At 68.1% G+C, this 26,421-nt stretch carries 22 protein-coding genes; 14 read left to right on the forward strand and 8 right to left on the reverse strand.

Features of this window, described 5'->3' with window-relative positions; all coding sequences use genetic code 11:
* The gene (locus tag ACAM42_RS05075) at positions 1-246 is read right to left on the reverse strand and encodes a DUF2798 domain-containing protein (RefSeq protein ID WP_070060049.1); all 246 of its coding nucleotides are present in this window, start codon (positions 244-246) and stop codon (positions 1-3) included.
* A 238-nt stretch (positions 247-484) separates the two neighbouring features.
* On the opposite strand from ACAM42_RS05075, the gene ACAM42_RS05080 reads away from it, so the two are divergent.
* Positions 485-1,399: a LysR family transcriptional regulator gene (locus ACAM42_RS05080; protein ID WP_369631301.1), complete on the forward strand. Its 915-nt coding sequence runs from the start codon at positions 485-487 to the stop codon at positions 1,397-1,399.
* Here ACAM42_RS05080 and ACAM42_RS05085 read toward each other — a convergent pair.
* On the reverse strand, positions 1,396-2,340 hold the full coding sequence (locus tag ACAM42_RS05085) for an SMP-30/gluconolactonase/LRE family protein (protein WP_369631302.1): 945 nt from the start codon (positions 2,338-2,340) through the stop codon (positions 1,396-1,398). The genes ACAM42_RS05080 and ACAM42_RS05085 overlap by 4 nt on opposite strands.
* Positions 2,341-2,454: 114 nt before the next feature.
* Between ACAM42_RS05085 and ACAM42_RS05090 the strand changes: the two genes are divergently transcribed.
* Complete coding sequence (locus ACAM42_RS05090; RefSeq protein ID WP_369631303.1) at positions 2,455-3,249, forward strand: SDR family NAD(P)-dependent oxidoreductase; 795 nt, start codon at positions 2,455-2,457, stop codon at positions 3,247-3,249.
* Here ACAM42_RS05090 and ACAM42_RS05095 read toward each other — a convergent pair whose 3' ends face one another.
* Entirely contained in the window at positions 3,250-4,209 is a 960-nt protein-coding gene (locus tag ACAM42_RS05095; protein ID WP_062480583.1) for a LysR family transcriptional regulator, read from the reverse strand.
* A gap of 147 nt (positions 4,210-4,356) precedes the next feature.
* On the opposite strand from ACAM42_RS05095, the gene ACAM42_RS05100 reads away from it, so the two are divergent.
* Genes ACAM42_RS05100 through ACAM42_RS05145 form a run of 10 tightly spaced genes read left to right on the forward strand, consistent with a single transcriptional unit; the run spans position 4,357 to position 16,900 of the window.
* Complete coding sequence (locus ACAM42_RS05100) at positions 4,357-5,811, forward strand: aldehyde dehydrogenase family protein (protein ID WP_369631304.1); 1,455 nt, start codon at positions 4,357-4,359, stop codon at positions 5,809-5,811.
* Positions 5,812-5,848: 37 nt separating this feature from the next.
* Positions 5,849-6,814, forward strand: coding sequence for an ABC transporter substrate-binding protein (locus ACAM42_RS05105; protein WP_062480580.1), 966 nt, complete (start codon positions 5,849-5,851; stop codon positions 6,812-6,814).
* 12 nt (positions 6,815-6,826) lie between these two features.
* Positions 6,827-7,897 carry a multiple monosaccharide ABC transporter substrate-binding protein gene (gene chvE, locus ACAM42_RS05110; RefSeq protein WP_062480578.1) on the forward strand — a complete coding sequence of 357 codons (1,071 nt, stop codon included), beginning with the start codon at positions 6,827-6,829 and terminating at the stop codon, positions 7,895-7,897.
* 32 nt (positions 7,898-7,929) lie between these two features.
* On the forward strand, positions 7,930-9,456 hold the full coding sequence (gene mmsA / locus ACAM42_RS05115) for a multiple monosaccharide ABC transporter ATP-binding protein (protein WP_369632722.1): 1,527 nt from the start codon (positions 7,930-7,932) through the stop codon (positions 9,454-9,456).
* Positions 9,443-10,651, forward strand: a complete 1,209-nt coding sequence (gene mmsB, locus ACAM42_RS05120) for a multiple monosaccharide ABC transporter permease (protein WP_307638418.1) — start codon at positions 9,443-9,445, stop codon at positions 10,649-10,651. Before mmsA ends, mmsB begins: the two co-directional genes overlap by 14 nt.
* A 4-nt stretch (positions 10,652-10,655) precedes the next feature.
* Entirely contained in the window at positions 10,656-12,176 is a 1,521-nt protein-coding gene (locus ACAM42_RS05125) for a sugar ABC transporter ATP-binding protein (RefSeq protein ID WP_369631305.1), read from the forward strand.
* Positions 12,173-13,207: an ABC transporter permease gene (locus tag ACAM42_RS05130; RefSeq protein WP_369631306.1), complete on the forward strand. Its 1,035-nt coding sequence runs from the start codon at positions 12,173-12,175 to the stop codon at positions 13,205-13,207. Before ACAM42_RS05125 ends, ACAM42_RS05130 begins: the two co-directional genes overlap by 4 nt.
* Positions 13,204-14,226 (forward strand): galactofuranose ABC transporter, permease protein YjfF, encoded by a 1,023-nt coding sequence (yjfF, locus tag ACAM42_RS05135; protein WP_369631307.1) that lies wholly within the window; start codon positions 13,204-13,206, stop codon positions 14,224-14,226. Before ACAM42_RS05130 ends, yjfF begins: the two co-directional genes overlap by 4 nt.
* A 10-nt stretch (positions 14,227-14,236) precedes the next feature.
* Positions 14,237-15,973 (forward strand): IlvD/Edd family dehydratase, encoded by a 1,737-nt coding sequence (locus ACAM42_RS05140; RefSeq protein WP_139700879.1) that lies wholly within the window; start codon positions 14,237-14,239, stop codon positions 15,971-15,973.
* Positions 15,974-15,982: 9 nt separating this feature from the next.
* Positions 15,983-16,900 carry a dihydrodipicolinate synthase family protein gene (locus ACAM42_RS05145; protein ID WP_369631308.1) on the forward strand — a complete coding sequence of 306 codons (918 nt, stop codon included), beginning with the start codon at positions 15,983-15,985 and terminating at the stop codon, positions 16,898-16,900.
* A 48-nt stretch (positions 16,901-16,948) separates the two neighbouring features.
* On the opposite strand, the gene ACAM42_RS05150 is transcribed toward ACAM42_RS05145, so the two are convergent.
* The 5 genes from ACAM42_RS05150 to cphA (ACAM42_RS05170) form a co-directional block, all read right to left on the reverse strand.
* Positions 16,949-17,218, reverse strand: a complete 270-nt coding sequence (locus ACAM42_RS05150) for a hypothetical protein (protein WP_062480564.1) — start codon at positions 17,216-17,218, stop codon at positions 16,949-16,951.
* 148 nt (positions 17,219-17,366) lie between these two features.
* Positions 17,367-17,858 (reverse strand): hypothetical protein, encoded by a 492-nt coding sequence (locus ACAM42_RS05155; protein WP_070060037.1) that lies wholly within the window; start codon positions 17,856-17,858, stop codon positions 17,367-17,369.
* Between the two features lie 48 nt (positions 17,859-17,906).
* Positions 17,907-18,323: a hypothetical protein gene (locus ACAM42_RS05160; RefSeq protein ID WP_095743684.1), complete on the reverse strand. Its 417-nt coding sequence runs from the start codon at positions 18,321-18,323 to the stop codon at positions 17,907-17,909.
* 207 nt (positions 18,324-18,530) lie between these two features.
* Complete coding sequence (gene cphA, locus ACAM42_RS05165; protein ID WP_369631309.1) at positions 18,531-21,098, reverse strand: cyanophycin synthetase; 2,568 nt, start codon at positions 21,096-21,098, stop codon at positions 18,531-18,533.
* A gap of 119 nt (positions 21,099-21,217) precedes the next feature.
* Complete coding sequence (cphA, locus tag ACAM42_RS05170; protein ID WP_369631310.1) at positions 21,218-23,461, reverse strand: cyanophycin synthetase; 2,244 nt, start codon at positions 23,459-23,461, stop codon at positions 21,218-21,220.
* Between the two features lie 139 nt (positions 23,462-23,600).
* Between cphA (ACAM42_RS05170) and ACAM42_RS05175 the strand changes: the two genes are divergently transcribed.
* Both ACAM42_RS05175 and ACAM42_RS05180 read left to right on the forward strand, forming a co-directional pair.
* The gene (locus tag ACAM42_RS05175) at positions 23,601-25,889 is read left to right on the forward strand and encodes an ABC transporter ATP-binding protein (protein WP_369631311.1); all 2,289 of its coding nucleotides are present in this window, start codon (positions 23,601-23,603) and stop codon (positions 25,887-25,889) included.
* Positions 25,889-26,371, forward strand: coding sequence for a DUF1854 domain-containing protein (locus tag ACAM42_RS05180; protein WP_095743688.1), 483 nt, complete (start codon positions 25,889-25,891; stop codon positions 26,369-26,371). The genes ACAM42_RS05175 and ACAM42_RS05180 overlap by 1 nt, the downstream gene beginning before the upstream one ends.
* Positions 26,372-26,421 lie beyond the last annotated feature (50 nt).

The raw sequence follows: 26,421 nt of genomic DNA on the forward strand, positions 1-26,421 counted from the left end.
TCAGCGCTGCGGGCTCTGCACCGTCGCCGCCACGATCCGGCGCACGACCGGCAGCACCACGAGCAGCGACGGAAACGCGGCCAGCCACGACACGCCCCATGCGGCCATCCACATCTGGAACAGGCCCGAGGCCAGCCCCACGCTCTTGAGCGTGGAGATGCCCGCCACGATGCACGACATGAAGATCGACAGCAGGAAGGGCATGGCGATGCCCGCATAGCGGGCCGGCAGTTTTCGGGTGGTCATGACTGGGCAAGCTCCTGGATGTAGGGGGTCAAGGTGCGCGGACGAGGTTGCAGCCCCTCTGCGCCGTCGGTGCCGACCACCCGCACGGTGGGTCTGTGTCGTTGTTTCATGGAATGATTCCTTCGCTTCGTTTGTGGCAATGCGGCCTGCGACCGCGAGGCCTCGAAGATACGAACGGCAGGCGCCATCGGGAATCCACGCGCGCCGCCATAGACCTTCATCCAGACCGAGAGAATCCATGGACCAGATTCAGGACATCCGGGCCTTCGTGGCCATCGTCGACCACGGCAGCCAGAGCGCGGCGGCCCGGCAACTGGGGCGCTCGGTGCAGTCCATCAGCCGCTCGCTGAGCGTGCTCGAGCGCAGTCTGGGCGTGCAGCTCCTTCGCCGCACGACGCGGCAGTCGTCGGTCACCGAAGTGGGGTTGGCCTACCACCGCCGCGTGCGGGCCGCGCTGGCGGAGTTCGATGCGGCGGCCGTCGAGGCCAGCAGCCAGCTCGCCTCGCCGCGGGGCCTGCTGCGCGTGGCCGCGCCGGTGCAGTTCGCGCCGGCCTTCGTGGTGCCGCTGATCGGCGCGTTCATGCAGCGCTACCCGGACATGGAGGTCGAGCTCACGGCCTCCGACCGTTTCGTGGACCTGATCGAAGGCGAGCTGGACCTGGCCATCCGCATCGGCGAACTGCCCGATTCCGAACTGGCGGCCAAGCCGCTCGGCGAGCTGCGGCTGGTGGTGTTCGGCTCGCCGGCGTACTTCGCGCGGCACGGACGGCCGCAGCGGCCCGAAGACCTCGCCGACCACCAGTGCGTGGTGCGCACCACGCACGGCAGCGACGCGCACTGGCCCTTCACGGTCGACGGCACGCTGCAGCGCGTCAAGGTGACGGGGCGCTTCCGGGCCGACAACACGGCCGCGATCTATGCGGCCGTGCTGAGCGGGCTGGGCCTGTTCTTCACGCCGCTGTGGCAGATCCGCGACCTGCTCGACAGCGGGCAGGCCGAACTGGTGCTGACCGAGTTCGAGTCGCCGAGGATTCCGGTCCACGCGGTGTGGCCCTCGTCCCGTGGCAGCTTCGCGCGTGCCCGGCTGTTCGCCGATTTCGCGGCGGCGCACCTGCCGTCGCTGCAGCCGCGCGAGGGGCCCGGGGCGGCCTAGCCCGCGAACAACGCCGCCGGCACGCCCGGGCTGTCGATGCGCACCGAGAAGAGCCCACCGGCCAGCGGCTCGCTCTTCAGTTGATCTTCGGTGCGGCCGTTGCGCGCCGTCGTGATGTAGAGCGTCTGCATGTCTGCACCACCGAAGGCGCAGTCGGTCACGTTGCTCGCGGGCAGCGCGATGCGGCACAGCTCGGCGGCGCTCACCGGGTCGTGGCAGGTGACGCAGGCGCCGTCCCAGTGCGCGATCCACAGGCGGCCGGCCGCGTCGGTGGTCATGCCGTCGGGCAGGCCGTCGCCCTTCGGGAAGCGGTGCCACACGCGCTTGTTCGACACCGCGCCGGCTTCCATGTCGAAGTCGTAGGCGTACATCGTGTTGATCGCCGTGTTGTTGAAGTACATGGTGCGGCCGTCGCCCGACCACGTCGGCCCGTTGGTCACCTCGAAGCCGTCGTCGTGCCGGGTGCATCGGCCCTCGGCGTCGAAGCGGTAGAGCGCGCCGGTGGGCGCCTTGCAGTCGAAGTCCATGCTGCCGGCCCAGAAGCGGCCGCGGCTGTCGCACTTGCCGTCGTTGAAGCGGTTGCCGGTGCGCTCGGGTTCGGGCTGGTGCAGGTAGCGCGGCTTCGTGGTGTCGCCGGGCGCGGTGGTGTCGAACAGCGCGAAGCCGCGGCGCAGCGTGAGGAACAGGCCCGGCGCCGACGCGCGCTCGGAAATCGCGGTGATCTCTTCGTCGAAGTGCCAGGTGCGCTGCGCGCCCGTGGCCGGGTCGTAGCGGAACAGGCGCGGCTGCAGGATGTCGATCCAGTACAGCGCCTGCTCGCGCACCGACCACAGCGTGCCTTCGCCGAGGTCGGCGGCGGCCGGCCAGAGGCATTCGGGGGTGCCGAGCACGCGGGGCGCTGCGAGCGGCGAAGAAGGGGCGCTTGTCTCTTGCATGGTCATTTGTTCTTTCTTGAATGTCATGTCGCCTTGACGCGGCGGATCGTATCAAGGCATATTGATAATAGAAATTGAAAATAACTGCATCGATTGATATGTGTTTTGCAATGTCACGAGATGCCCCTGGAGACCTTGTCCTTGAATTCCCCTCAGCTTTCCATCCATCCCAGCCTGAAGGGCCGCACCGTGTTCGTCACCGGTGGCGGCAGCGGCATCGGCGCGGCCATCGTCGCTGCTTTTGCGGCGCAGGGCGCGTGCGTGGCCTTTGTCGATATTGCAGAAGCTGCCAGCGCGGCGCTGGCCGCGCAGATCGCCGGAGCCGGCCACGCCGCGCCGTGGTGGCGCGCCTGCGACGTGCGCGACATCGGCGCGCTGCAGCAGGCCATGGCCGACGCGGCCGCCGAGCTCGGCGACTTCGCGGTGCTGGTCAACAACGTGGCCAGCGACGACCGCCACACGCTCGCATCGGTCACGCCCGACTACTACGACAACCGCATGGCCATCAACGAACGGCCCGCGCTGTTCGCGATCCAGTCGGTGGTGCCGGGCATGAAGCGCCTGGGCTTCGGCTCGGTGATCAACCTCGGCTCCACGGGCTGGCAGACCAAGGGCTCGGGCTATCCCTGCTACGCGATCGCCAAGTCGTCGGTGAACGGCCTCACGCGCGGGCTCGCGGTGGAGCTGGGCCGCGACCGCATCCGCATCAACACCGTGTCGCCCGGCTGGGTGATGACCGAGCGGCAGGTGGCGCTGTGGCTCGACGAGGAGGGCGAGAAGGCGCTGCACCGCAATCAGTGCCTGCCCGACAAGTTGATGCCGGAAGACATCGCGCGCATGGTGCTGTTCCTCGCGTCGGACGACGCGAAGATGTGCACCGCGCAAGAGTTCACGGTGGACGCCGGCTGGACCTGATCAGTCCATCTCGAGCTTGCGGCCGTAGACGCTCATGCTGGCCGTCTTCAGCGCCTTCATCATCACCTTCGCGGCCGGCGACAGCAGCCGGTCGGTGCGCGTGATGATGCCGAAGGCGTCCATGTGGCAGGGCATGTCCAGCGGCAGCAGCGACACGATGCCGTGCGCCGCGTAGTAGCGCGCCACGTCGGTCGCCAGCACCGCGACCATGTCGCTTTGCTGCAGCATGCGCGTGATGAACAGCAGCGCCGGGCTCTCGATGATGTTGCCCGGCGGCGCCAGGCCTTCCTCCTGGAACATCAGCTCGAAGCGGTGGCGCAGCACGCTGCCCGCGGGCGGCACGATCCAGCCGGCGCCCACCACGTCGCGCAGCGTGAGGCCGCTCACGCCCAGCAGCGGATGGCCGGGGCGCACCAGCGCACACACGGGTTCCTCGGTGAGCGCCTCGTAGCGCAGCTGCGACTTGTCGTGCTCGGCGAACAGCCGCGCCACGAGGATGTCGAGCTTGCCCTGCTCGAGCCGCTCGAGCAGCACCGGGCTGGTCTCGATCTCCAGTGACACGCGCAGGTCGGGCTGCTCGCGCTTGACCATCGCCACGGCCGGCGGCATCAGCGTGAGGCCCGGCGCGGTGATGGCGCCCACGTTCACCTGGCCGAGGCGCCCGGCCTTCAGGGCGGTGAGCTCGTCGTGCGCCTGGTTCAGGCTGGCCAGCGCCACGCGGGCGTGGCGAATCATGGTCTCGCCGTACCAGGTGGGGCGCATGCCGCGCGGCAGCCGCTCGAACAGCGGCACCTCGAGCACGTCTTCCAGGTCCTTCAGCAATTTCGACGCGGCGGGCTGCGTCATGTTGAGCACCTGCGCCGCGCGGTGGATGTTGCCTTCCTCGGCCAGCGCCACCAGCAACAGCAGTTGCCGGGTCTTGAGGCGGGCGCGGATGAACCAGTGGTTGTAGGTGTTCATGAAGAGGCTGCGAACGAAGGTCTGACGGGGTTTTCCAGAATCCACCGATTGATATGCATTTTGTCTAAAAAACGATTGGATCGATATCGAAATCATTCCTAGACTTCCGCCCCAGTCCCATAACAACAGAGACAAGGCAGCGCCACGGTGATCCACGGCGAGCTTCGGCAGAGCGTGCGCCAGTACATCAACGGCCGCTGGGAAACCAGCGCGACCACCGGTGTCAGCGTCAATCCATCGGACACCAGCGAAGTGGTGGCCGAGTACGCACGTGCCGACCGGCGCCAGGTCGAGCTGGCGATTCGCGCGGCCAGCGAAGCCTTCGTGCACTGGAGCCACAGCACGCCGCAGCGGCGCGCCGACGTGCTCGACCGCATCGGCGCCGAGCTGCTGGCCCGCAAGGACGAGCTGGGCCTGCTGCTGGCGCGCGAGGTCGGCAAGACGCTGCCCGAGGCCGTGGCCGAGGTGGCGCGCGCCGGCCAGATCTTCAAGTTCTTCGCGGGCGAAGCCCTGCGCGGCGGCGGTGGCGAGAACGTGGCCTCGGTGCGCGCCGGCGTGCAGGTCGACGTGACGCGCGAACCGGTCGGCGTGGTGGGCCTCATCACGCCGTGGAACACGCCCTTCGCGGTGCCGGCCTCCAAGATTGCCGCGGCGCTGGCGCACGGCAACAGCGTGGTCTTCAAGCCGGCCGAGCTGGTGCCGGCCTGCGGCTGGGCGCTCACCGACATCATCGGCCGCGCCACGCTGCCGGCCGGCGTGTTCAACCTCGTGATGGGCAGCGGCCGCGAAGCGGGCCAGGCGCTGGTCGACAGCCCGCTGGTCGATGCGCTGAGCTTCACCGGCTCGGCCGCCAACGGCGAACGCGTGCTGCAGGCAGCGGCTGCACGGCGCGCCAAGGTGCAGCTGGAGATGGGCGGCAAGAACGCGCTGGTCGTGCTGGCCGATGCCGACCTGGACCGCGCCGTCGACTGCGCGGTGCAGGGCGCCTACTTTTCCAACGGCCAGCGCTGCACGGCATCGAGCCGCCTCATCGTCGAAGCCGCCGTGCACGACGCCTTCGTGGCGCAGCTGCGCCAGCGCCTGAAGACGCTGAAGATCGGCCACGCGCTGGAGCGCGGCATCGACATCGGCCCCGTGGCCGACGAAGAGCGGCTGGCGCAGAACCTCGCGTGGATCGACATCGCGCGCGAAGAGGGCGCGGAACACGTGTGGGGCGGCGAGGCGCTGCAGCGCGCCACCGCCGGCCACTACATGACCCCCGCGCTCTTCCTGGCCCAACCCGAACACCGCATCGCGCGCGAAGAAATCTTCGGGCCGTTGGCCTGCGTGCTGCGCGCCGCCGATTACGACGAAGCGCTCGCGCTGTGCAACGACACGCCCTTCGGCCTGTGCGCGGGCCTCTGCACCAACTCGCTGAAGCACGCGATGCATTTCAGGCGCCATGCCGTGGTCGGCATGACGATGGTCAATCTGCCGACCGCGGGGGTGGACTTTCATGTGCCCTTCGGCGGCCGCAAGGGGTCGGGCTACGGGCCGCGCGAACAAGGGCGCCACGCCGCGGAGTTCTACACGACGGTGAAGACCGGCTACATGCTGGCCTGACCGAACACATCACAGACTCATCAAGAAGGAGACAACCATGACCATGAATCGCCGCACCCTCAACACCGCGCTCGCCGCCGCAGCCCTGGGCAGCATGCTGCCCGTGTCCGCCCTCGCGCAGAAGAAACTCGTGCTCGGCTTCGCGCAGGTGGGCGCCGAGAGCGAATGGCGCACCGCCAACACCGAGTCGATCAAGTCCTCGGCCAAGGAGGCGGGCATCGAACTGAAGTTCTCCGATGCGCAGCAGAAGCAGGAAAACCAGATCAAGGCCATCCGCTCGTACATCGCGCAGAAGGTCGACGTGATCGCGTTCTCGCCCGTGGTCGAGTCGGGCTGGGAAACCGTGCTGCGCGAAGCCAAGGCCGCCAAGATCCCGGTGGTGCTGACCGACCGCTCCGTGAACACCAAGGACGACTCGCTCTACGTGACCTTCATGGGCTCCGACTTCACCGAGGAAGGCCGCAAGGCCGGCCGCTGGCTGGTCGAGAAGATGAAGGACCAGAAGGGCGAGGTGAACATCGTCGAGCTGCAGGGCACCGTGGGCTCGGCCCCCGCCATCGACCGCAAGAAGGGCTTCGAGGAAATCATCAAGGCCGACCCGAAGTTCAAGATCACCCGCTCGCAGACCGGCGACTTCACGCGCGCCAAGGGCAAGGAGGTGATGGAAGCCTTCCTCAAGGCCGAGGGCAAGAAGATCAACGTGCTCTACGCGCACAACGACGACATGGCCATCGGCGCCATCCAGGCGATCGAAGAGGCCGGCATGAAGCCCGCGAAGGACATCACCATCATCTCCATCGACGGGGTGAAGGGCGCCTTCGAAGCCATGATCGCCGGCAAGCTCAACGTGTCGGTCGAATGCAGCCCGCTGCTCGGGCCGCAGCTCATGAGCGCGGTGAAGGACATCAAGGCCGGCAAGACGCTGCCCAAGCGCATCGTCACGGAAGAAGGCATCTTCCCGATGGAAGTCGCGGCCAAAGAATTTCCCAATCGCAAGTACTGAGGACCGACCGACATGAAACGCAACTTCCTCAAGGCCTCGCTCGCGGGCCTGGCCTTCGCCGTCGTCGGCTTCACGCCGCTGGCCCACGCGCAGGACAAGGGCCTCATCGCCATCTCGATGCCCACCAAGTCGTCGGCGCGCTGGATCGCCGACGGCGCCAACATGGTCAAGTACTTCAAGGACAAGGGCTACAAGACCGACCTGCAGTACGCGGACGACGACATTCCGAACCAGCTCGCGCAGATCGAGAACATGGTGACCAAGGGCTCGAAGGTCTTGGTCATTGCCGCCATCGACGGCACCACGCTGTCCGACGTGCTGCAGAAGGCGGCTGACAAGGGCGTGAAGGTCATCGCCTACGACCGGCTCATCAAGGGCTCGAAGAACGTCGACTACTACGCCACCTTCGACAACTTCCAGGTCGGCGTGCTGCAGGCGCAGTCCATCGAGGCGGCGCTGGGCCTCAAGAGCGGCAAGGGGCCGTTCAACATCGAGCTGTTCGGCGGCTCGCCCGACGACAACAACGCCTTCTTCTTCTACAACGGCGCCATGTCGGTGCTCGACCCGTACATCAAGAGCGGCAAGCTCGTGGTGCGCAGCAAGCAGATGGGCATGGACAAGGTCGGCACGCTGCGCTGGGACGGTGCGGTGGCGCAGGCGCGCATGGACAACCTGCTGTCGGCCTACTACACGAAGGACCGCGTGGATGCGGTGCTGTCGCCGTACGACGGCCTGTCGATCGGCATCCTGTCGTCGCTCAAGGGCGTGGGCTACGGCTCGGGTTCGCAACCGATGCCGGTGGTGTCGGGGCAGGACGCGGAGATTCCCTCGGTCAAGTCGATCCTGCGCAAGGAGCAAAGCTCCACCGTGTTCAAGGACACGCGCGAGCTGGCCAAGGTGACGGTGGCGATGGTCGACGCCATGCTCTCGGGCAAGGCGCCCGAGGTGAACGACACCAAGACCTACAACAACGGCATCAAGGTCGTGCCCTCGTACCTGCTCAAGCCGGTGAGCGTGGATGGCTCCAACTGGAAGCAGGTGCTGGTGGACAGCGGCTACTACAAGGAAAGCCAGGTCAAGTGAGCCAGGCCGGCGAAGCGCGCACGATCCTCGAGATGCGCGGGATCACCAAGACGTTCCCGGGCGTGAAGGCCCTGAGCAACGTCAACCTCGCCGTGCGCGCGGGGGAGATCCACGCGGTGGTCGGCGAGAACGGCGCGGGCAAGTCGACGCTCATGAAGGTCTTGAGCGGCGTCTACCCGTGCGACTCCTATACCGGCGAGATCCATTTCGAAGGTGAGCTTCGCCGCTTCAAGGGCATCGCCGACAGCGAGAAGCTCGGCATCATCATCATCCACCAGGAGCTCGCGCTGGTGCCGCTGCTCTCGATTGCCGAGAACATCTTCCTCGGCAACGAGATCGCGAGCGGCGGCGTGATCGACTGGTTTGCCGCCTATGCGAAGACGCGCGAGTTGCTCGCCAAGGTGGGCCTGAAGGAGCCGCCCACCACGCTCGTGACCGACCTGGGCGTGGGCAAGCAGCAGCTGGTGGAAATCGCCAAGGCGCTGGCGAAGGAAGTGAAGCTGCTGATCCTCGACGAGCCCACCGCGAGCCTGAACGAGAACGACAGCGACGCGCTGCTCGCGCTGCTGCTCGAACTGAAGCGCCAGGGCATCGCGTCGATCCTCATCTCGCACAAGCTCAACGAGATCGCCAAGGTGGCCGATTCGATCACCGTGCTGCGCGATGGCGCGACGGTGGAGACGATGGACTGCCGCAGCGCGCCGATCAGCGAAGACCGCATCATCCGCGGCATGGTGGGCCGCGACATGGAACACCGCTACCCGCAGCGCTCGCCGAAGATCGGCGAGACCGTGCTGGAGGTGCGCGACTGGCGCGTGCACCACGCGCTGCATGCCGACCGCGAACAGATCAAGGGCGTGAACCTGCAGGTGCGCCAGGGCGAGATCGTCGGCATCGCGGGCCTCATGGGCGCGGGTCGCACCGAGCTCGCGATGAGCGTGTTCGGCAAGTCGTACGGCCAGCGCATCAGCGGCTCGGTGCTGATGCACGGCCAGCCGGTGGACGTGAGCACCGTGCGCAAGGCCATCGACCACGGCATCGCCTACGTCACCGAAGACCGCAAGGGCCTCGGGCTGGTGCTGGAGGAAGGCATCCGCAAGAACATCAGCCTCGCGAACCTCGATGCGATTGCCGAGCGCGCGGTGATCGACGATGGCCGCGAGTTCAAGGTGGCCAACGATTTCAAGAAGGCGCTGAACATCCGCTGTTCGGGCGTCGAGCAGCTGGTGGTCAATCTGTCGGGCGGCAACCAGCAGAAGGTGGTGCTGAGCAAGTGGCTCTTCACGAAGCCCGAACTGCTGATATTGGACGAACCCACGCGCGGTATCGACGTGGGCGCCAAGTACGAGATCTACACCATCATCGACCAGCTCGCGAGCGAGGGCAAAGGCATTCTCATGATTTCTTCCGAACTGCCCGAGCTGCTCGGCATGTGCGACCGCATCTACGTGATGAACGAGGGCCGCTTCGTGGCCGAGTTCACGGCGGCCGAGGCGTCGCAGGAGCGCATCATGCATGCGATCGTAAGCGCAGGGAGTTCCGTTCATGTCCCTGCCTGAAGCCAACGCGGTGCAGGGCGCCGCACCTGCCGTCACCCCGAAGCTCCATGTAGGCTTCCTGAAGAACAACCTGCGCGAATACGGCATGCTGATCTCGCTGGTCGCGATCATGGTGCTGTTCCAGGTGCTGACCGACGGCACGCTCTTGCGCCCGCTGAACCTCACCAACCTGCTGCTGCAGAACAGCTACGTGGTCATCATGGCGCTGGGCATGCTGCTGGTGATCGTGGCGGGGCACATCGACCTGTCGGTGGGCTCGGTCTGCGGCTTCATCGGCGCGCTCGCGGCGGTGCTGATGGTGGAGTACGAATGGCACTTCGTGCCGACGGCCCTCATCAGTATCGCGGCCGGCGCGGTGATCGGCGCCGCGCAGGGCTGGTTCGTGGCGTTCCGCAAGATCCCTTCGTTCATCGTCACGCTCGCGGGCATGCTGGTGTTCAAGGGGCTCACGCTGGCGCTCCTGGCGGGGCAGTCGGTGGGGCCGTTCCCGGTCGAGTTCCAGCGGCTCAGCTCGGGCTTCATTCCCGATCCGCTGGGCGGTGACACGCTGCGCACCACCTCGCTGATCGTGGGTGCACTGGCCGCTGCGGCGCTGGTGTTCTTCAAGCTGCGTGGGCGCGCCAAGCTCAAGGCGCACGGCATGGAGCAGGAGCCGTATGCCTTCTTCCTCGTGAAGAACCTGTTCTTCGCGGCGATCATTCTTTTCTTCAGCTACCTGCTCTCGACCTACAAGGGCCTGCCCAACGTGCTGGTGGTGATGGCGGTGCTGATCGTGGTGTACGACTTCGTCACCAACCGCACGACCATCGGCCGGCGCATCTATGCGTTGGGCGGCAACGAGAAGGCGGCGCGGCTGTCGGGCGTGAAGACGCAGCGGCTGGCGTTCCTCACCTTCGTGAACATGGGTGCGCTGGCGGCGCTCGCGGGCCTCGTGTTCGCGGCGCGCCTGAACACCGCCACGCCCAAGGCGGGCCTCGGCTTCGAGCTCGACGTGATCGCTGCCTGTTTCATCGGCGGCGCCTCGGCCTCGGGTGGCGTGGGCCGCGTGATGGGCGCGGTGATCGGTGCCTTCATCATGGGCGTGATGAACAACGGCATGTCGATCCTGGGCATCGGCATCGACTACCAGCAGGTCATCAAGGGGCTGGTGCTGCTGGCGGCGGTGTTCATCGACGTCTACAACAAGAACAAGTGAACGCATGACCGACAGCGGCGTCACCCCCGTGCTGGAGTTGCGGGGCATCCACAAGCAGTTCGCCGGCATCCCGGTGCTCAACGGCGTGCAGCTGAAGCTCTACCCGGGCGAGATCCACGCGCTGATGGGACAGAACGGCGCGGGCAAGTCCACGCTCATCAAGGTGCTCACGGGCGTGCTGCCTTCGAGCGGCGGCGAGATGTTCCTGGGTGGCGAGGCCATCCGTCCCGCCTCGCCGCTGGAAGCGCAGAAGCTGGGCATCAGCACGGTCTACCAGGAGGTGAACCTGTGCCCGAACCTCTCGGTGGCGGAGAACGTGTTCGCAGGGCGCTATCCGCGCTGCGGCGCGCTGCAGGGCTTTCGCATCGACTGGGCGGCGGTGAACCGCAGGGCTTCGGAGCTGTTGGCGCGCATCGGGCTCGACATCGACGTGACGCGCTTGCTGTCGAGCTACTCGGTCGCGGTGCAGCAGATGGTGGCGATCGCACGGGCGCTCGGCGTGTCGTCGAAGGTGTTGATCCTCGACGAGCCGACCTCGAGCCTCGATGACGACGAAGTGGAAAAGCTGTTCGAGGTGCTTCGGCGTTTGCGCGGCGAGGGCCTCGCCATCGTCTTCGTGACGCACTTCCTCAACCAGATGTACGCGGTGTCCGACCGCATCACCGTGCTGCGAAATGGCAACTGGGTGGGCGAGTGGAAGGCTGCAGAGCTTGGCCCGCAGGCGTTGATCGCGGCGATGCTGGGTCGCGAGTTGGCGGCGCAGTCGGCACGACCTGCCGCGCTGCCCGCGTTCGATGAAGCGGCGCCCGCGCTGCTGCAATCCGAAGGACTGGGGCAGGCCGGGCAGTTGCAGGCCACCGATCTGCGCGTGCGCGCCGGCGAGGTCGTCGGCATCGCCGGCCTGCTCGGCGCGGGTCGCACCGAACTGGCACGCCTGCTGTTCGGCCTCGAATCGCCCGACCGTGGCGTGTTGAAGATCGACGGCCGCTCCGTCAGCTTCTCGAACCCGGCGGATGCGATCCGCGAAGGCCTTGCGCTGTGCCCCGAAGAGCGCAAGACCGACGGCATCGTGGCCGAGTTGTCGGTGCGCGAGAACATCGCGCTCGCGCTGCAGGCCCGCCTGGGCACGCGGAAATTTCTTTCGCACGCCGAGCAGACTGCGATGGCCGAGCGCTTTGTCGCCTCGCTGGGCATCAAGACCGCCAGTGTCGAAACGCCCATCGGCCTGCTTTCGGGCGGCAACCAGCAGAAAGCCATGATCGCGCGCTGGCTCGCGACCGAGCCGCGCTTGCTGATCCTGGACGAGCCCACGCGCGGCATCGACGTGGCTGCCAAGCAGGAGATCATGGAAGAGATCCTGCGGCTCGCGCGCGCGGGCATGGCGGTGATCTTCATCTCGTCGGAGATGAGCGAGGTGGTGCGTGTGGCGCATCGCATCGTGGTGCTGCGCGACCGGCAGAAGGTGGGCGAGCTGCCGGGCGGGTCGACCGAGGATGAGGTCTACGAAATGATCGCTGCCGCATGAACCGCCTTTCGTCCCTCATGAGCCACCGGCTCGCCTGGCCGGTCATCACGCTGCTGTTGCTGCTCGCGACCAACACCGCGTTCAACGCGAGCTTCCTGCACCTCGAATGGCGCGATGGCCATCTCTACGGCAGCCTGATCGACATCGTGAACCGCGCGGCGCCGCTGGTGCTGGTCTCGCTCGGCATGACGCTCGTGATCGCCACGCGCGGCATCGACATCTCGGTGGGCGCGGTGGTGGCCATCGCGGCGGCGGTCGCGGCCTGGATGATCGGCGGCTCGGTGTCCAGCGACGTGAGCCGCTTCCCGATGCCGCTCGCGATCCTCGCGGCGTTGGCCGTCGCGCTGCTGTGCGGCTTGTGGAACGGCTTGCTGGTCGCCAAGGTCGGCATGCAGCCGATCATCGCGACGCTGATCCTCATGGTGGCGGGGCGCGGCATCGCGCAACTGGTCGCGGACGGGCAGATCATCACGATCTACTACAAGCCCTTCTTCTTCCTCGGCAGCGGCTACCTGCTGGGGCTGCCGTTCTCGCTGTTCATCGTGGCGGCGGTGTTCGCGCTGCTGTACCTGGCGATCACGCGCACGGCGCTCGGCCTGTTCATCCAGGCGGTGGGCATCAACCCGACGGCGGCGCGCGTGGCGGGCATCCAGGCGCGGCGGCTGGTCGTCGGCGCGTATGCGTTCTGCGGCGTGTGCGCGGGCGTGGCGGGCCTGTTGATCAGCTCGAACGTGAAGAGCGCCGACGGCAACAACGCCGGCCAGCTGCTGGAGTTGGACGCGATCCTCGCGGTCACGCTCGGCGGCACGGCGCTCACGGGCGGCCGCTTCAGCCTCGTGGGCAGCGTGATCGGCGCGCTCATCATCCAGACGCTCACCTACGCGATCTATTCGCTGGGCGTGCCGCCGGAGATCAACCTCGTGGTGAAGGCGGTGGTGGTGTTCGTGGTGATGCTGATGCAGTCGCCGGAGTTCCGGGCGGAGGTTCGCACGCTGGTGCAGCGGCCGGTGCACGACGGGAGCAGGGCATGAGCGCAGTGATCGAGGCCGCACCCTCGGCCCCACCCGCTCCCGCGCGTGGGAGCAAGGCAAGACTCAATCCGAAGTACCTGCCGCTCACCGCGACCATCTCGCTATTCGTGCTGATGGCCACGCTGGGCTCGGTGTTCTACGACGGCTTCTTCTCGGCGCAGGTGTTCCTCAACCTGCTGATCGACAACGCCTTCCTGATCGTCGTCGCGGTCGGCATGACCTTCGTGATCCTCTCGGGCGGCATCGACCTCTCGGTGGGCTCGGTGATCGCGCTCACGACGATGGTGTCGGCCTCGCTGGTCGAGAAGCACGGCTGGAGCCCGGCGGTCGTGATTCCGCTGGTGCTGGCGATGGGCACGGCCTTCGGTGCGTTCATGGGGCTTCTCATCGAGCGCTTCCGGCTGCAGCCCTTCATCGTCACGCTCGCGGGCATGTTTCTCGCGCGGGGGCTGTGCTACCTCATCAGCATCGACTCGATCAGCATCACCAACGATTTCTACTCCGAGGTCTCGCAGATCCGCATTCCCATCTGGGGCGAGGCCTCGGTGTCGGTCAGCGCGGTGATCGCCATCGCCGTGCTGCTGGCCGCGGTGTTCATCGCGCACTGCACGCCGTTCGGGCGCGCGGTGTACGCCATCGGCGGCAGCGAGCATTCGGCGATGCTCATGGGCCTGCCGGTGCGCCGCACGCTCGTGGGCGTGTACACGCTCTCGGGTTTCTGCTCGGCGCTGGCGGGGGTGATCTTCACCTTCTACATGCTCTCAGGCTACGGCCTGCATGCGCTCGGGCTGGAGCTCGACGCCATCGCGGCGGTGGTGATCGGCGGCACGCTGCTCACGGGCGGCGTGGGCTACGTGGCGGGCACGCTCTTCGGCGTGCTGATGCTCGGGATCATCCAGACGCTGATTTCCTTCGACGGCACGCTGAGCTCGTGGTGGACGCGCATCGTGGTCGGCGCGCTGCTCTTCGTGTTCTGCCTGCTCCAACGCTTCTTCACCTCGCGCGCCCCGCGCCGCTGACCACTTCCCCATGACAAAGAAACTGCGCTCGACCGAATGGTTCGGCTCCGCCGACAAGAACGGCTTCATGTACCGCAGCTGGATGAAGAACCAGGGCATCCCCGACCACGAGTTCGATGGCCGCCCCATCGTCGGCATCTGCAACACTTGGTCGGAACTCACGCCGTGCAACGCGCACTTCCGCAAGATCGCCGAGCACGTCAAGCGCGGCATCTCGGAGGCGGGCGGCTTCCCGGTCGAGTTCCCGGTGTTCTCGAACGGCGAATCGAACCTGCGGCCCACCGCGATGCTCACGCGCAACCTCGCGAGCATGGACGTCGAAGAAGCGATTCGCGGCAACCCGGTCGATGCGGTGGTGCTGCTCACGGGCTGCGACAAGACCACGCCCGCGCTGCTGATGGGCGCGGCCAGCTGCGACATTCCGGCCATCGTGGTCACGGGCGGGCCGATGCTCAACGGCAAGCTCGACGGCAAGGACATCGGCTCGGGCACAGCCGTGTGGCAGCTGCACGAATCGCTGAAGGCGGGCGAGATCAACCTGCACCAGTTCCTCTCGGCCGAGGGCGGCATGTCGCGCTCGGCGGGCACCTGCAACACGATGGGCACGGCCTCCACCATGGCCTGCATGGCCGAGGCGCTGGGCACCTCGCTGCCGCACAACGCGGCGATTCCGGCGGTCGATGCGCGGCGCTACGTGCTGGCGCAGATGTCGGGCGCGCGCGCGGTGCAGATGGCCAAGGACGGGCTCACGCTGTCGAAGATCCTCACGCGCGAGGCCTTCGAGAACGCGATCCGCGTGAACGCGGCCATCGGCGGATCGACCAACGCGGTGATCCACCTGAAGGCGATCGCGGGGCGCATCGGCGTCGAGCTCGAGCTGGAAGACTGGACGCGCATCGGCAGCCACACGCCGACCATCGTCGACCTCATGCCTTCGGGGCGCTTCCTGATGGAAGAGTTCTATTACGCGGGCGGCCTGCCCGCCGTGCTGCGCCGCCTCGGCGAGAACGGGCTGCTGCCGCATCCCGGCGCGCTCACCGTCAATGGCCAGTCGCTCTGGGACAACGTGCGCGAGGCGCCGAGCCTGAACGACGAGGTGATCCGCCCGCTCGACAACCCGCTGATCGCTGACGGCGGCATCCGCATCCTGCGCGGCAACCTGTCGCCGCGCGGCGCGGTGCTCAAGCCCTCGGCCGCCACGCCCGAGCTGCTGAAGCACCGAGGCCGCGCCGTCGTGTTCGAGAACCTGGAGCACTACAAGGCGCGCATCGTCGATGAAGACCTGGACATCGACGCGAGCTGCGTGATGGTGCTGAAGAACTGCGGCCCCAAGGGCTACCCCGGCATGGCCGAGGTGGGCAACATGGGCCTGCCGCCGAAGCTGCTGCGCCAGGGCGTGAAGGACATGGTGCGCATCTCCGACGCGCGCATGAGCGGCACGGCGTACGGCACGGTGGTGCTGCATGTCGCGCCCGAAGCGGCCGACGGCGGGCCGCTCGCGGCGGTGCGCGATGGCGACTGGATCGAGCTCGATTGCGATGCGGGGCGGCTGCACCTGGACATCAGCGACGAGGAACTCGCGTCGCGCCTGGCGTCGCTGTCCGCCTCCGATGCGCAGCCGATGAGCACGCGCGGCGGCGGCTACCAGAAGCTCTACGTCAACCACGTGCTGCAGGCCGACGAAGGCTGCGACTTCGATTTCCTGGTCGGCTGCAGAGGCTCGGCCGTTCCCCGCCACTCCCACTGATCACACGTCATGACCCCCCGATACCGCGGCATCTTCCCGGTGGTGCCCACCACCTTCACCGAACAGGGCGCGCTCGACCTGGAGAGCCAGAAGCGCTGCGTCGATTTCATGATCGACGCGGGCTCCGACGGCCTGTGCATCCTGGCGAATTTCTCCGAGCAGTTCGTGCTGTCCGACGAGGAGCGCGAGGTGCTCACGCGCACGATCCTCGAGCACGTGAAGGGCCGCGTGCCGGTGATCGTGACCACCACGCACTACAGCACCCAGGTCTGCGCCGAGCGCAGCCGTCGCGCGCAAGACATGGGCGCGGCGATGCTGATGGTGATGCCGCCGTACCACGGCGCGACCTTCCGCGTGCCGGAGCCGCAAATTTACGAGTTCTACGCGCGGCTCTCGGATGCGGTGACGATTCCGATCATGATCCAGGACGCACCCGCGAGCGGCACGGTGCTGTCGGCGCCGTTCCTCGCGCGCATGGCGAAAGAGATCGAGCAGGTCGCGTACTTCAAGATCGAGACGGCCGGCGCCGCGTCGAAGCTGCGCGAGCTGATCCGCCTGGGCGGCGATGCCATCGAAGGCCCGTGGGACGGCGAAGAAGCGATCACGCTGATGTCCGACCTCGACGCCGGCGCGACCGGTGCGATGACCGGCGGCGGTTATCCGGACGGCATCCGCCCGATCATCGAGGCGCACCGTTCAGGCGACCGCGACCAGGCCTTCGCGCTGTACCAGCGGTGGCTGCCGCTCATCAACTGCGAGAACCGCCAGGCGGGCCTGCTGGCCTGCAAGGCGCTGATGAAGGAAGGCGGCGTGATCGCCTGCGAAGCGCCGCGGCATCCGCTGCCCGCGCTGCATCCCGAGACGCGCGCCGGCCTCATCGAGACCGCGCGGCGGCTCGATCCCTTGGTGTTGCGCTGGGGGAAATGAAACAGGCGGGCCCGGGTACGCCAGGTACCGAGCCGCCATGGGACGGGCTCAGGAAGCGGCGCTGTTGCCCGCTTCGAGCTCGGTGACTTGCAGCGAGAGATCGAACAGCTTGGACTTGCTGGCGTAGTAGCGGTCCAGGCGCCACTCCTTCAGGATGTCCATCGCAAGCTGGAAGCTCTTGTAGTCGAGGCTGTAGAGCGTGATCAACTCGAAGCTGCGTTCGGCTTCGAGCGCCAGCACGAGTTGGGCAAGGATCTTGGCCGATTCGTTGGCCGGGTCCGTTTCAATGAATCGGCGAGCGACCTTGATGGCATTCATGGGAAAGTGTTCCTCGGTTGGCAGGGACCGGGAACTATAGCTAGCACATGCCTGTATTTTGTGACGATTTGATGACAAACGAGGGCATCGCCCGCGAACGTGTCGTCGGTGTTATCACCGAGGCGCATTCCGGGCGATGCGCACCGGGTCACTGCACCGGCACGGGGCGCGGCATGGGCATCGGCATCGGTTCCGCAGGCATCGGTGCCGGCATCGGGGCGGCCATCGGCGGCGGCAATGTTGCGGCCGGTATGTTCACCACGCGGGTCGAAACCGATTCGCGGATCACGCCGCCACCCATCACGCTGCCATCGACATTGCTGCGGATGTTGCCTGCGCTGCCCAGCACGCGGGCTTCGCAGTCGGCACGCTCGGCCGGCGGTTGCAGGCCGCAGCGGGCCACGGCGTTGGCGCGGTAGTCGGGCGCGGAGGTGAGGCCGCCGCGCGCCGCGGCCTGGCGCGCGGCGCCGGCTTCGCGGATGCAGGCGGCACGGTCCTGCTGGTTGTGGCCGCAGACCGCAACCTCCTGCTGGTAGGTGCTGCCGCCGCCGTCGCCTCGGGCGGCCGTGGCGATGGTGGTGGTGGCCAGCCCGCTGAGTGCGAGCAGGGCAAAGATCATCGAACGCGCATTGTTTGGCATGGTGTGCTCCTTGTCTGGCGTATCGGGGTGAAGGCCGGCCTCGCGCGATCAGCGCGCCGGCTGCACGGGCTGCGGCGGCAGCGGGGTGACGGTTTCGCGGATCACGCCGCCGCCCATCACGCTGCCTTCGGTGGAGGTGCGCGCACCGCCGCGGATGCGCGCTTCGCAATCGGCGCGGTCGGCCACGGGTTGTTCGCGGCAGCGTGCGAGCGCGTTGGCGTCTTCGCGTTCCGCACCGGGAGTGGTCAGGCCGTGGCGACCGGCTTCCTGGCGCGCGGCGCCGGCTTCGCGCAGGCAGGCCGCGCGGTCCTGTTGCACGCCGTCACAGGTGGCGCGTTCCTTTTGCATCCGCGCGTCGCTGCCGGGCGCCTGGGCCGAGGCCAGCGGCGCACAGGCCATGAAGAAGCCGCCGAACGCCACGAGGGCGGCGGTCGACACGGTGGAACGGAGGGAATGGGTCGTCATCGGGGCTCCTGGAAAGGCGCGCCGTGCGAGCGGACATGAGGAAGACAAAAGCACGCAGGGCGCGACCGGTCCCCAGTGTGGGCCGGGCGCCCGGGCCGGGCTGTGGGACAAGCCGCACGCCGTGGAGCGGGCCGGACGCGCCCCTGCGTGTGGGACACGTCCGTCAGCGCAAGGAGGGCAGGCCTCCTGCGCTGCGGGGCGGGTGGATCAGCCCTGCGCGATGCGCTGCGCGAGATGGGCCAGCGCCTCTTCGACCTGGTCGACCAGGATGAGCGACAGGTCGCCCGGCTGCAGCCGCGCCAGCGCGGCGTCGATGGCGACGAACTCGCCGCGGATCTCGTCGATCTGGCGCGTGCGCGAGGCGCCCTGCAGGCCCTGGCGCAGCAGCGCCATGACTTCGCCGTCGGCCCGGCCGCGCTGCGCCGCGTCCTGGTACAGGATCACGTCGTCGAAGGCCTGGCCGAGGATCGCGGTCTGGTCGCGGATGTCGGAGTCGCGCCGGTCGCCCGCGCCGCTGATGACCACCGAGCGCTTGTTGGCGGGCATGGTGTCCACGGCCGACACCAGCGCCTTCATGGCGTCGGTGTTGTGGCCGTAGTCGGCGATCACGGTGGCGCCGCGGTAGTCCATGACGTTGAAGCGCCCGGGCACGCCGGCCGCGTCGTTCATGAAGCTCGACAGGCCGCTGCGGATGGTGTCCCAATCGAGGCCCACGGCCCACGCGGCGGCCACCGAGGCCATCACGTTGTCGACCTGGAAGCCGATGGTGCCGCCGCGCGTGATGGGCACGTCGCGCAGCGCGATGCGTTCGCGCCACGAGCCTTCGGCGGCCACCAGCGTGTCCTGGTCGACGTACACGGTGCGCTTGCCCTGCGCGCGGTGCGTGGCCATCACCGGGTGCATGCGGTCGGCGGTGAAGAAGATCACGTTGCCGGGGCAGCCGGCCGCCATGGCGGCGACGTTCACGTCGGCCGCGTTGAGCACCGCGTAGCCGTCGGGCGCCACGTTGCGCACGATCACGCGCTTGAGCACCGCCAGGTCTTCGACCGTGGTGATGTAGTTCAGGCCCAGGTGGTCGCCGCTCCCGATGTTGGTGACCACGGCCACTTCGCAGCGGTCGAAGCCCAGGCCCTCGCGCAGCACGCCGCCGCGGGCCACTTCGAACACGGCCGCGTCGACGTCGGGGTGCATCAGCACGTTGCGCGCGCTCTTGGGGCCGCTGCAGTCGCCGCTGTCGGTCTGGCGGCCGTTGACGTACACGCCGTCGGTGTTCGTCATACCGGTGCGCAGGCCGCTGGAGGCAATGATGTGGTTGATCAGGCGCGCGGTGGTGGTCTTGCCGTTGGTGCCGGTGACGGCCACCACGGGAATGCGGCCGTCGTCGCCGGGGGCGAACAGCGTGTCCATCACCGCTTCGCCGACCGCGCGGCCGCGGCCGAACGAGGGCGAGATGTGCATGCGCAGGCCGGGCGCGGCGTTCACTTCGACCACGCCGCCGTGTTGTTCTTCGAGCGGGCGCAGCACGTTCTCGCAGACCATGTCGACGCCGCAGATGTGCAGGCCGACCATCTGCGCCGCATCGACGGCGCGCGCGGCCACTTCGGGGTGCACGGTGTCGGTGACGTCGGTGGCGGTGCCGCCGGTCGAGAGGTTGGCGTTGTTGCGCAGCACGACGCGCTGGCCCAGCTCGGGCACGCTCTCGGGCGTGAGGCCCTGCGACTCGAGCCGGCCGATGGCGATGTCGTCCAGGCGGATCTTGGTGAGCGAGGTGGCGTGGCCCTCGCCGCGGCGCGGGTCGAGGTTCACGGTGTCGACCAGCTGGCGCACGGTGGAACTGCCGTCGCCGATCACCTGCGGCGGGTCGCGGCGCGCGGCGGCCACGAGGCGGTCGCCCACCACAAGCAGGCGGAAGTCGAAGCCGGGCAAGAATTTCTCGACCATCACCTCGCCGTACACGGCGGCCGAGTCGTAGGCCGAAGTGAGTTGCTCGCGCGTGGTGATGTTCACCGTCACGCCCTTGCCCTGGTTGCCGTCCTGCGGCTTGACCACGACCGGCAGGCCGATTTCTTCGGCGGCAGCCCAGCCGTCGTCGGCGCTGGTCACGGGGCGGCCCAGCGGCACCGGCACGCCGGCGGCGTTGAGCAGCTGCTTGGTGAGTTCCTTGTCCTGCGCGATCGATTCGGCCACGCCGCTGGTGCTGTCGATCTCGGCGGCCTGGATGCGGCGCTGCTTGGAGCCCCAGCCGAACTGCACCAGGCTGCCGCTGGTGAGGCGGCGGTACGGAATGCCGCGCGCCACGGCGGCGTCGACGATGGAGCCGGTGCTCGGGCCCAGGCGCTCCGACTCGTCGAGGTCGCGCAGCTCGGTGATGGCGGCGTCGGCGTCGAAGGCGGTGTCGGCCAGCGCGGCCTGGATCAGTGTCTCGGCCAGGGCGAGGGCGCGGCGGCCCACGTCTTCCTCGGTGTACTGCACGGTGACCTGGTAGACGCCTTCTTCGGTCGTGGGCGCGGTGTTGCCGAAGTTGACGGCGCAGCCGGCCTGGGCCTGCAGCGCCACGGCGGCGTTCTCGAGCACGTGGGCCAGCGCCAGGGGCTGGCCGAGCACCATCGGGTGCAGCTCGCCGATGGTCGGGAAGCGGGCGCGCAGGCGGGCTTCGAACCCGTCGAGCTTGCCGACGGCGTTCTCGTCGCCTTCGCAGGCCACGACGGCCTCGATGGTGGTGTGGCGGCTCCAGAGATTGGGGCCGCGCAGGGCGCGGATGCGGGTGACTTTCATGGCACGAAGTTCTTATTCAAGGAACACCGTGGAACCGGCTTTGCCGGGCCACTGGTGTTGCCCCCGGGAGGGGGTTGGCGAAGCGACACGAAGTGCGCGGAGCCTGGGGGCGGGCATTGTTAGGCCAGTTGTAGTTGGGGCGAAAGGGGCGAGGCCTGCGACAGCTGCAGCGAGGCCAGGGCCGCCTGCAGGTCGGCTTCGAAGGCCTCGACGCCAGCGCCGATCAGGTTGAGCGGAATGCCCATGGCCCAGGCGGCGGCCACGGCGGCCAGCAGGCTTTCGAGGCTCACGCCGACGTGGGTCGCGCGCCAGATGGTCAGTCGGCCCAGGCCGGGCAGGAACGATTCGCTCGTGCCGTTGGCCAGCACCACGCGGTCCTGGCGCACCAGCACGGCCTTGCCGCCGGCGGCCTGGTGCGCGGAGAGCGCGGCGGCCTGCGGGTCGGCGGCATAGAGGATGACCGAGCCGTCGCACAGCGGCGCCAGCGCGGCGATGCGCGGCTCGTCGGCGTTCAGCACGGCCGTGCCTTCGCCCAGCACCACGTCGACCTGGGTGCGCAGCACCTTGACCATCTGGTCGCTCTCGGTGATGTCGTAGTCGGCCAGGGCTTCGCAGCCTTCGAGGTCGGTCACGATGCCGACTTCGCAGCGGTCGTAGGCCAGGCCGTCGCGCAGGATGGTCTCGGCGCCGTTCTCGATCACCACGGCCTCGACGGCGCGGTTCACGAGCAGGCGGTGGCCGGCATCCCAGTTGGCGCTGTCGCGTGCGTCGACGCGGCGGCGTTCCAGGAACAGGCCGTCGCGGCAGGCCAGGCCGGTGTGGCGCCCGCCGAGGTTGATGAGCCAGGCCACCAGCCGTGCGAGCACGGCGGTGTCGCGCGAACCGGCCACGCCCACCACGGGGATGCGGCCGGGCGCGTCGTTCGGGAACAGGTGGTCGCAGATGGCGCGGCCCACGGGGCGCGGCGAGCCGATGGCCGGCTTCAGGTGCATCAGCAGGCCGGGGCCGGCGTTCACTTCGACGATCGCGCCGCCCTGCGGGCCCAGCGGCTTGGAAATATCTTGCGCGACCATGTCGATGCCCGCGATGTCCAGGCCGACCACGCGGGCGGCGAGCACGGCGGCGTGCGCCACCTCGGGGTGCACGAGGTCGGTGCAGTCGTAGGCCATGTTGCCGTTGCGCTGGATCGTCACCACGCGCCCGGCGGCGGGCACCGAGTTGCCGTCCAGTTCCTGGCGCTTGAGCTCCAGTTGCAGCTTGGCGTCGGTGGCCAGCACGATCACGTCGAGCGGAAATTCTTCTTCGGCGCCGCGGCGCGGGTCGCTGTTGAGCTGCTTGTCGATCAGCCCGGCCACGGTGCTGGTGCCGTCGCCGGTCACGGTGATGATCTCGCCGCGCGCGGCCGCCACCACCTCGCCGCCCACCACCAGCAGGCGGTGTTCGTGGCCGCGGATGAAGCGCTCGACCATCACGTCGCTGCCTTCGGGCTCGGCGACTGCGAAGGCGGCCATGACTTCCTCGCGCGTGGTCAGTTCGAGCGACACGCCGCGGCCGTGGTTGGCGTCCGACGGCTTCACGACCACCGGCAGGCCGATGTCCTCGGCGGCTTCCCAGGCTTCCTCGGGCGACTCCACCACCTGGCCGTGCGGCACGGGCACGCCGCAGCTGGCGAGCAGCGACTTGGTCAGCTCCTTGTCGCTGGCGATCGATTCGCCGATGGCGCTGGTGTAGTCGGTTTCCGCGGTCCAGATGCGCTGCTGGTTGGCGCCGTAGCCCAGCTGCACCAGGTTGCCGCTGTTCAGGCGCATGTGCGGAATGCCGCGGTCGGTGGCGGCGGACACGATGGCCGCGGTGCTCGGGCCGAGGTAGCAGTCTTCGACCTTGGCCTTGACGGCTTCGACGGCGGTCTGCACGTCGGCCGCGGTGAACGGGTCGTTGTTGATGGCTGCCATCAGCAGGCGATGGCCTTCGGTGAGCGCAACGCGGGCGACCTGCTCGTCACGCGCGCGGAACACCATGCGGTACACGCCGTGCTCCGAGGTGCTGCGGGTTTGCCCGAAGCCGGTCGGCATGCCGGCCAGGTTCAGCAGTTCGATCACGACGTGCTCCAGCACGTGGCCCGACCAGGTGCCTTCGGTCAGGCGCTGGATGAAGCCGCCGCGCTCGCCCACGCCGCAGTGGTGCTCGATGAGCGCCGGCAGCAGGGTGGTCAGCCGGTCGGTGAAACCGTCGATCTTGTTGGAGGGGAAGTCTTCCAGTTGGCCCAGGTCGAGCCAGACTTCGAGCACCGGACGGTAGGTCCAGAGGTTGGGACCGCGCAAATAGTTGATGCGCAGCAATTGGATGTCGTCGAAACGGGTCATGCAAACGTTCGATGTGCTTTGGCCGAGCACCACGGCGCCTTCAAGCGCACCCATGGCGATCGGTCAGAATCGGCGCCCGACCAAGGACGCCATGACGCGGTCCCAGCGGCCCGCGACGGGCAAGAGTCAAATAAACACAATGCAACATCACGATCCAGTCGGCGCCCAGGCGGGCGAAACGGAGGCGGTCTCAGGCGTGCTGAAAAGCCGACTCGCAGGCGCTGAAAACGTTTCGGTAACACTTGCGGTTGACCTCGACGACCAACTTCGCTTCGCCACGGGCCTCGTCGCCCTGACCGACCAGCGGCTCATCGCCCTGGAACCCGGCGGCGAGTGGCGTGAGTGGCCACTCACCGATCAAGCCTTGGAAATGCGTCTTTCCGACCATGCCGGCGTCGGAACCCTCGACCTCATCGGCCCCGCCGGACAGCTCGCCCGCTGGCGCTACACCCTGGCTGGCCAGCCGGCGGCGCTGAAGCTGCTCAAGCTGTTCGGCCAGCGCGCCGCGCCCGCTGTCGCGAAGGCGACAGAAGAGGTGCCCGAACTTCTCGACGCCGACGGCACCGACACCGAGCTGCAGACCCCGCCCTCGACCTGGGTGCTGCTGCGCCTGGGCCGCTTTGCCGGGCCGTACCGCAAGCAGCTGATCCTCGGGTTTGTCCTGACCCTGATCTCCACCGCCGCCACGCTGGTGCCGCCGTACCTGACCATCCCGCTGATGGACGACATCCTGATCCCGTTCCAGAACGGGCAGAAGATCGACTCCGCCCGGGTCGGCCTCTACCTGGGCGGCCTGCTGATCGCGGCGCTGGTCGGCTGGGGGCTGGGCTGGGCGCGCACCTACCTGCTGGCGCTGGTCTCGGAACGCATCGGCGCCGACCTGCGCACCACCACCTACGAGCATCTGCTGACCCTGCCGCTGGACTACTTCGGCGGCAAGCGCACCGGCGACCTCATGGCGCGCATCGGCTCGGAAACCGACCGCATCAACGTCTTTCTGTCGCTGCACGCGCTCGATTTCGCCAACGACGTGCTGATGATCGTCATGACGGCGGCCATCCTGATCTCGATCAACCCGCTGCTGGCCGTGGTCACGCTGGTGCCGCTGCCCTTCATCGCCTGGATGATCCACGTCGTGCGCGACCGCCTGCGCACCGGCTTCGAGAAGATCGACCGCGTCTGGTCCGAAGTGACCAACGTGCTGGCCGACACCATTCCCGGCATCCGCGTGGTCAAGGCCTTTGCGCAGGAGCGCCGCGAGGCCGAGCGCTTCCGCGTGGCCAACGCCTACAACCTGCAGGTCAACGACAAGCTCAACCGCACCTGGTCGCTGTTCACGCCGACCGTGTCGCTGCTCACCGAAATCGGCTTGCTCGTGGTCTGGGCCTTCGGCATCTGGCAGGTGGCGCGCGGCAGCATCACGGTGGGTGTGCTCACCGCCTTCATCGCCTACATCGGCCGCTTCTACACGCGGCTCGATTCGATGAGCCGCATCGTCTCGGTCACGCAGAAGGCCGCGGCCGGCGCCAAGCGCATCTTCGACATCCTGGACCACGTGAGCAACGTGCCCGAGCCCGCCAACCCCGTGAAGGTGGAGCGCGTGCAGGGCCGCATCGAGATGAGCGGCCTCGGTTTTCGCTACGGCTCGCGCGCCGTGATCCACGACCTCGACCTGACCATCGAGCCCGGCGAGATGATCGGCCTCGTGGGCCACAGCGGCTCGGGCAAGAGCACGCTGGTCAACCTGATCTGCCGCTTCTACGACGTGACCGACGGCGCCATCAAGGTCGACGGCACCGACATCCGCCGCTTCGCCGTGGCCGACTACCGCCGCCACGTCGGGCTGGTGCTTCAGGAGCCCTTCCTGTTCTTCGGCACCATCGCGCAGAACATCGCCTACGGCAAGCCCGACGCCACGCGCGAAGAGGTGGTGGCCGCGGCCCGCGCGGCCCACGCGCACGACTTCATCCTGCGCCTGCCGCACGGCTACGACTCGCTGGTGGGCGAGCGCGGCCAGGGGCTGTCGGGCGGCGAGCGCCAGCGCATCAGCATCGCGCGCGCGCTGCTCATCGACCCGCGCATCCTGATCCTCGACGAGGCCACCTCGGCCGTCGACACAGAGACCGAGAAGGAAATCCAGAAGGCGCTCGACAACCTCGTGCAGGGCCGCACCACCATCGCCATCGCCCACCGTTTGTCCACGCTGCGCAAGGCCGACCGCCTCGTGGTCATGGACCGCGGCGAGGTGGTCGAGGTCGGGCCGCACGACGCGCTCATGGCCAAACAGGGCGCCTACTGGCGCCTCTACCAGGCGCAGCTGCGCCAGGGCGACGAAGACGATGTGAGCGAAGGTGCCGCCGACGAGCGCGCCAACGCCCAGGCGCCGCTGGCCGTGAGCCACGCCGCCCATCCGGCAGGGGACGTGTGATGAGCAGCACCAATACCAACATCAGCTTCGAACTCGCACGCGACACCTTCGGGCGCCTCGTGCTGACCGACGCGCAGGGCGAGCACCACGTGGGCGTGACACCCGTGCGCGCCTTTCCGCTCAGCGCGCCCAACGAGGGCGTGTCGCTGGTCGGCAGCGAAGGCCGCGAACTCGTGTGGGTCGACCGCGTCGACCAGCTGCCCGCGCCCACCCAGGCGCTGCTGACCGAAGAACTCGCCGTGCGCGACTTCGCGCCCACCTTGCTGAAGCTGCACGGCGTGTCCAGCTTCGGCGTGCCCAGCACCTGGACCGTGAGCACCGACCGCGGCGACACCAGCTTCGTGCTCAAGGCCGAGGAAGACATCCGCCGGCTCGAAGGCGGCGCGCTGCTGATCGCGAGCGCGCATGGCGTGCAGTTCCGCATCCCCGACGCGAAGGCGCTGGACCGCGCGTCGCGCAAGCTGCTGGAGCGTTTTCTCTAGAAGCGCCGCAGAACAGGGCGGCCCGCAGCATCGATCGGCTGCGAAAATCG

It is taken from the genome of Variovorax sp. V35 (assembly GCF_041154465.1).
Lineage (GTDB): Bacteria > Pseudomonadota > Gammaproteobacteria > Burkholderiales > Burkholderiaceae_C > Variovorax > Variovorax boronicumulans.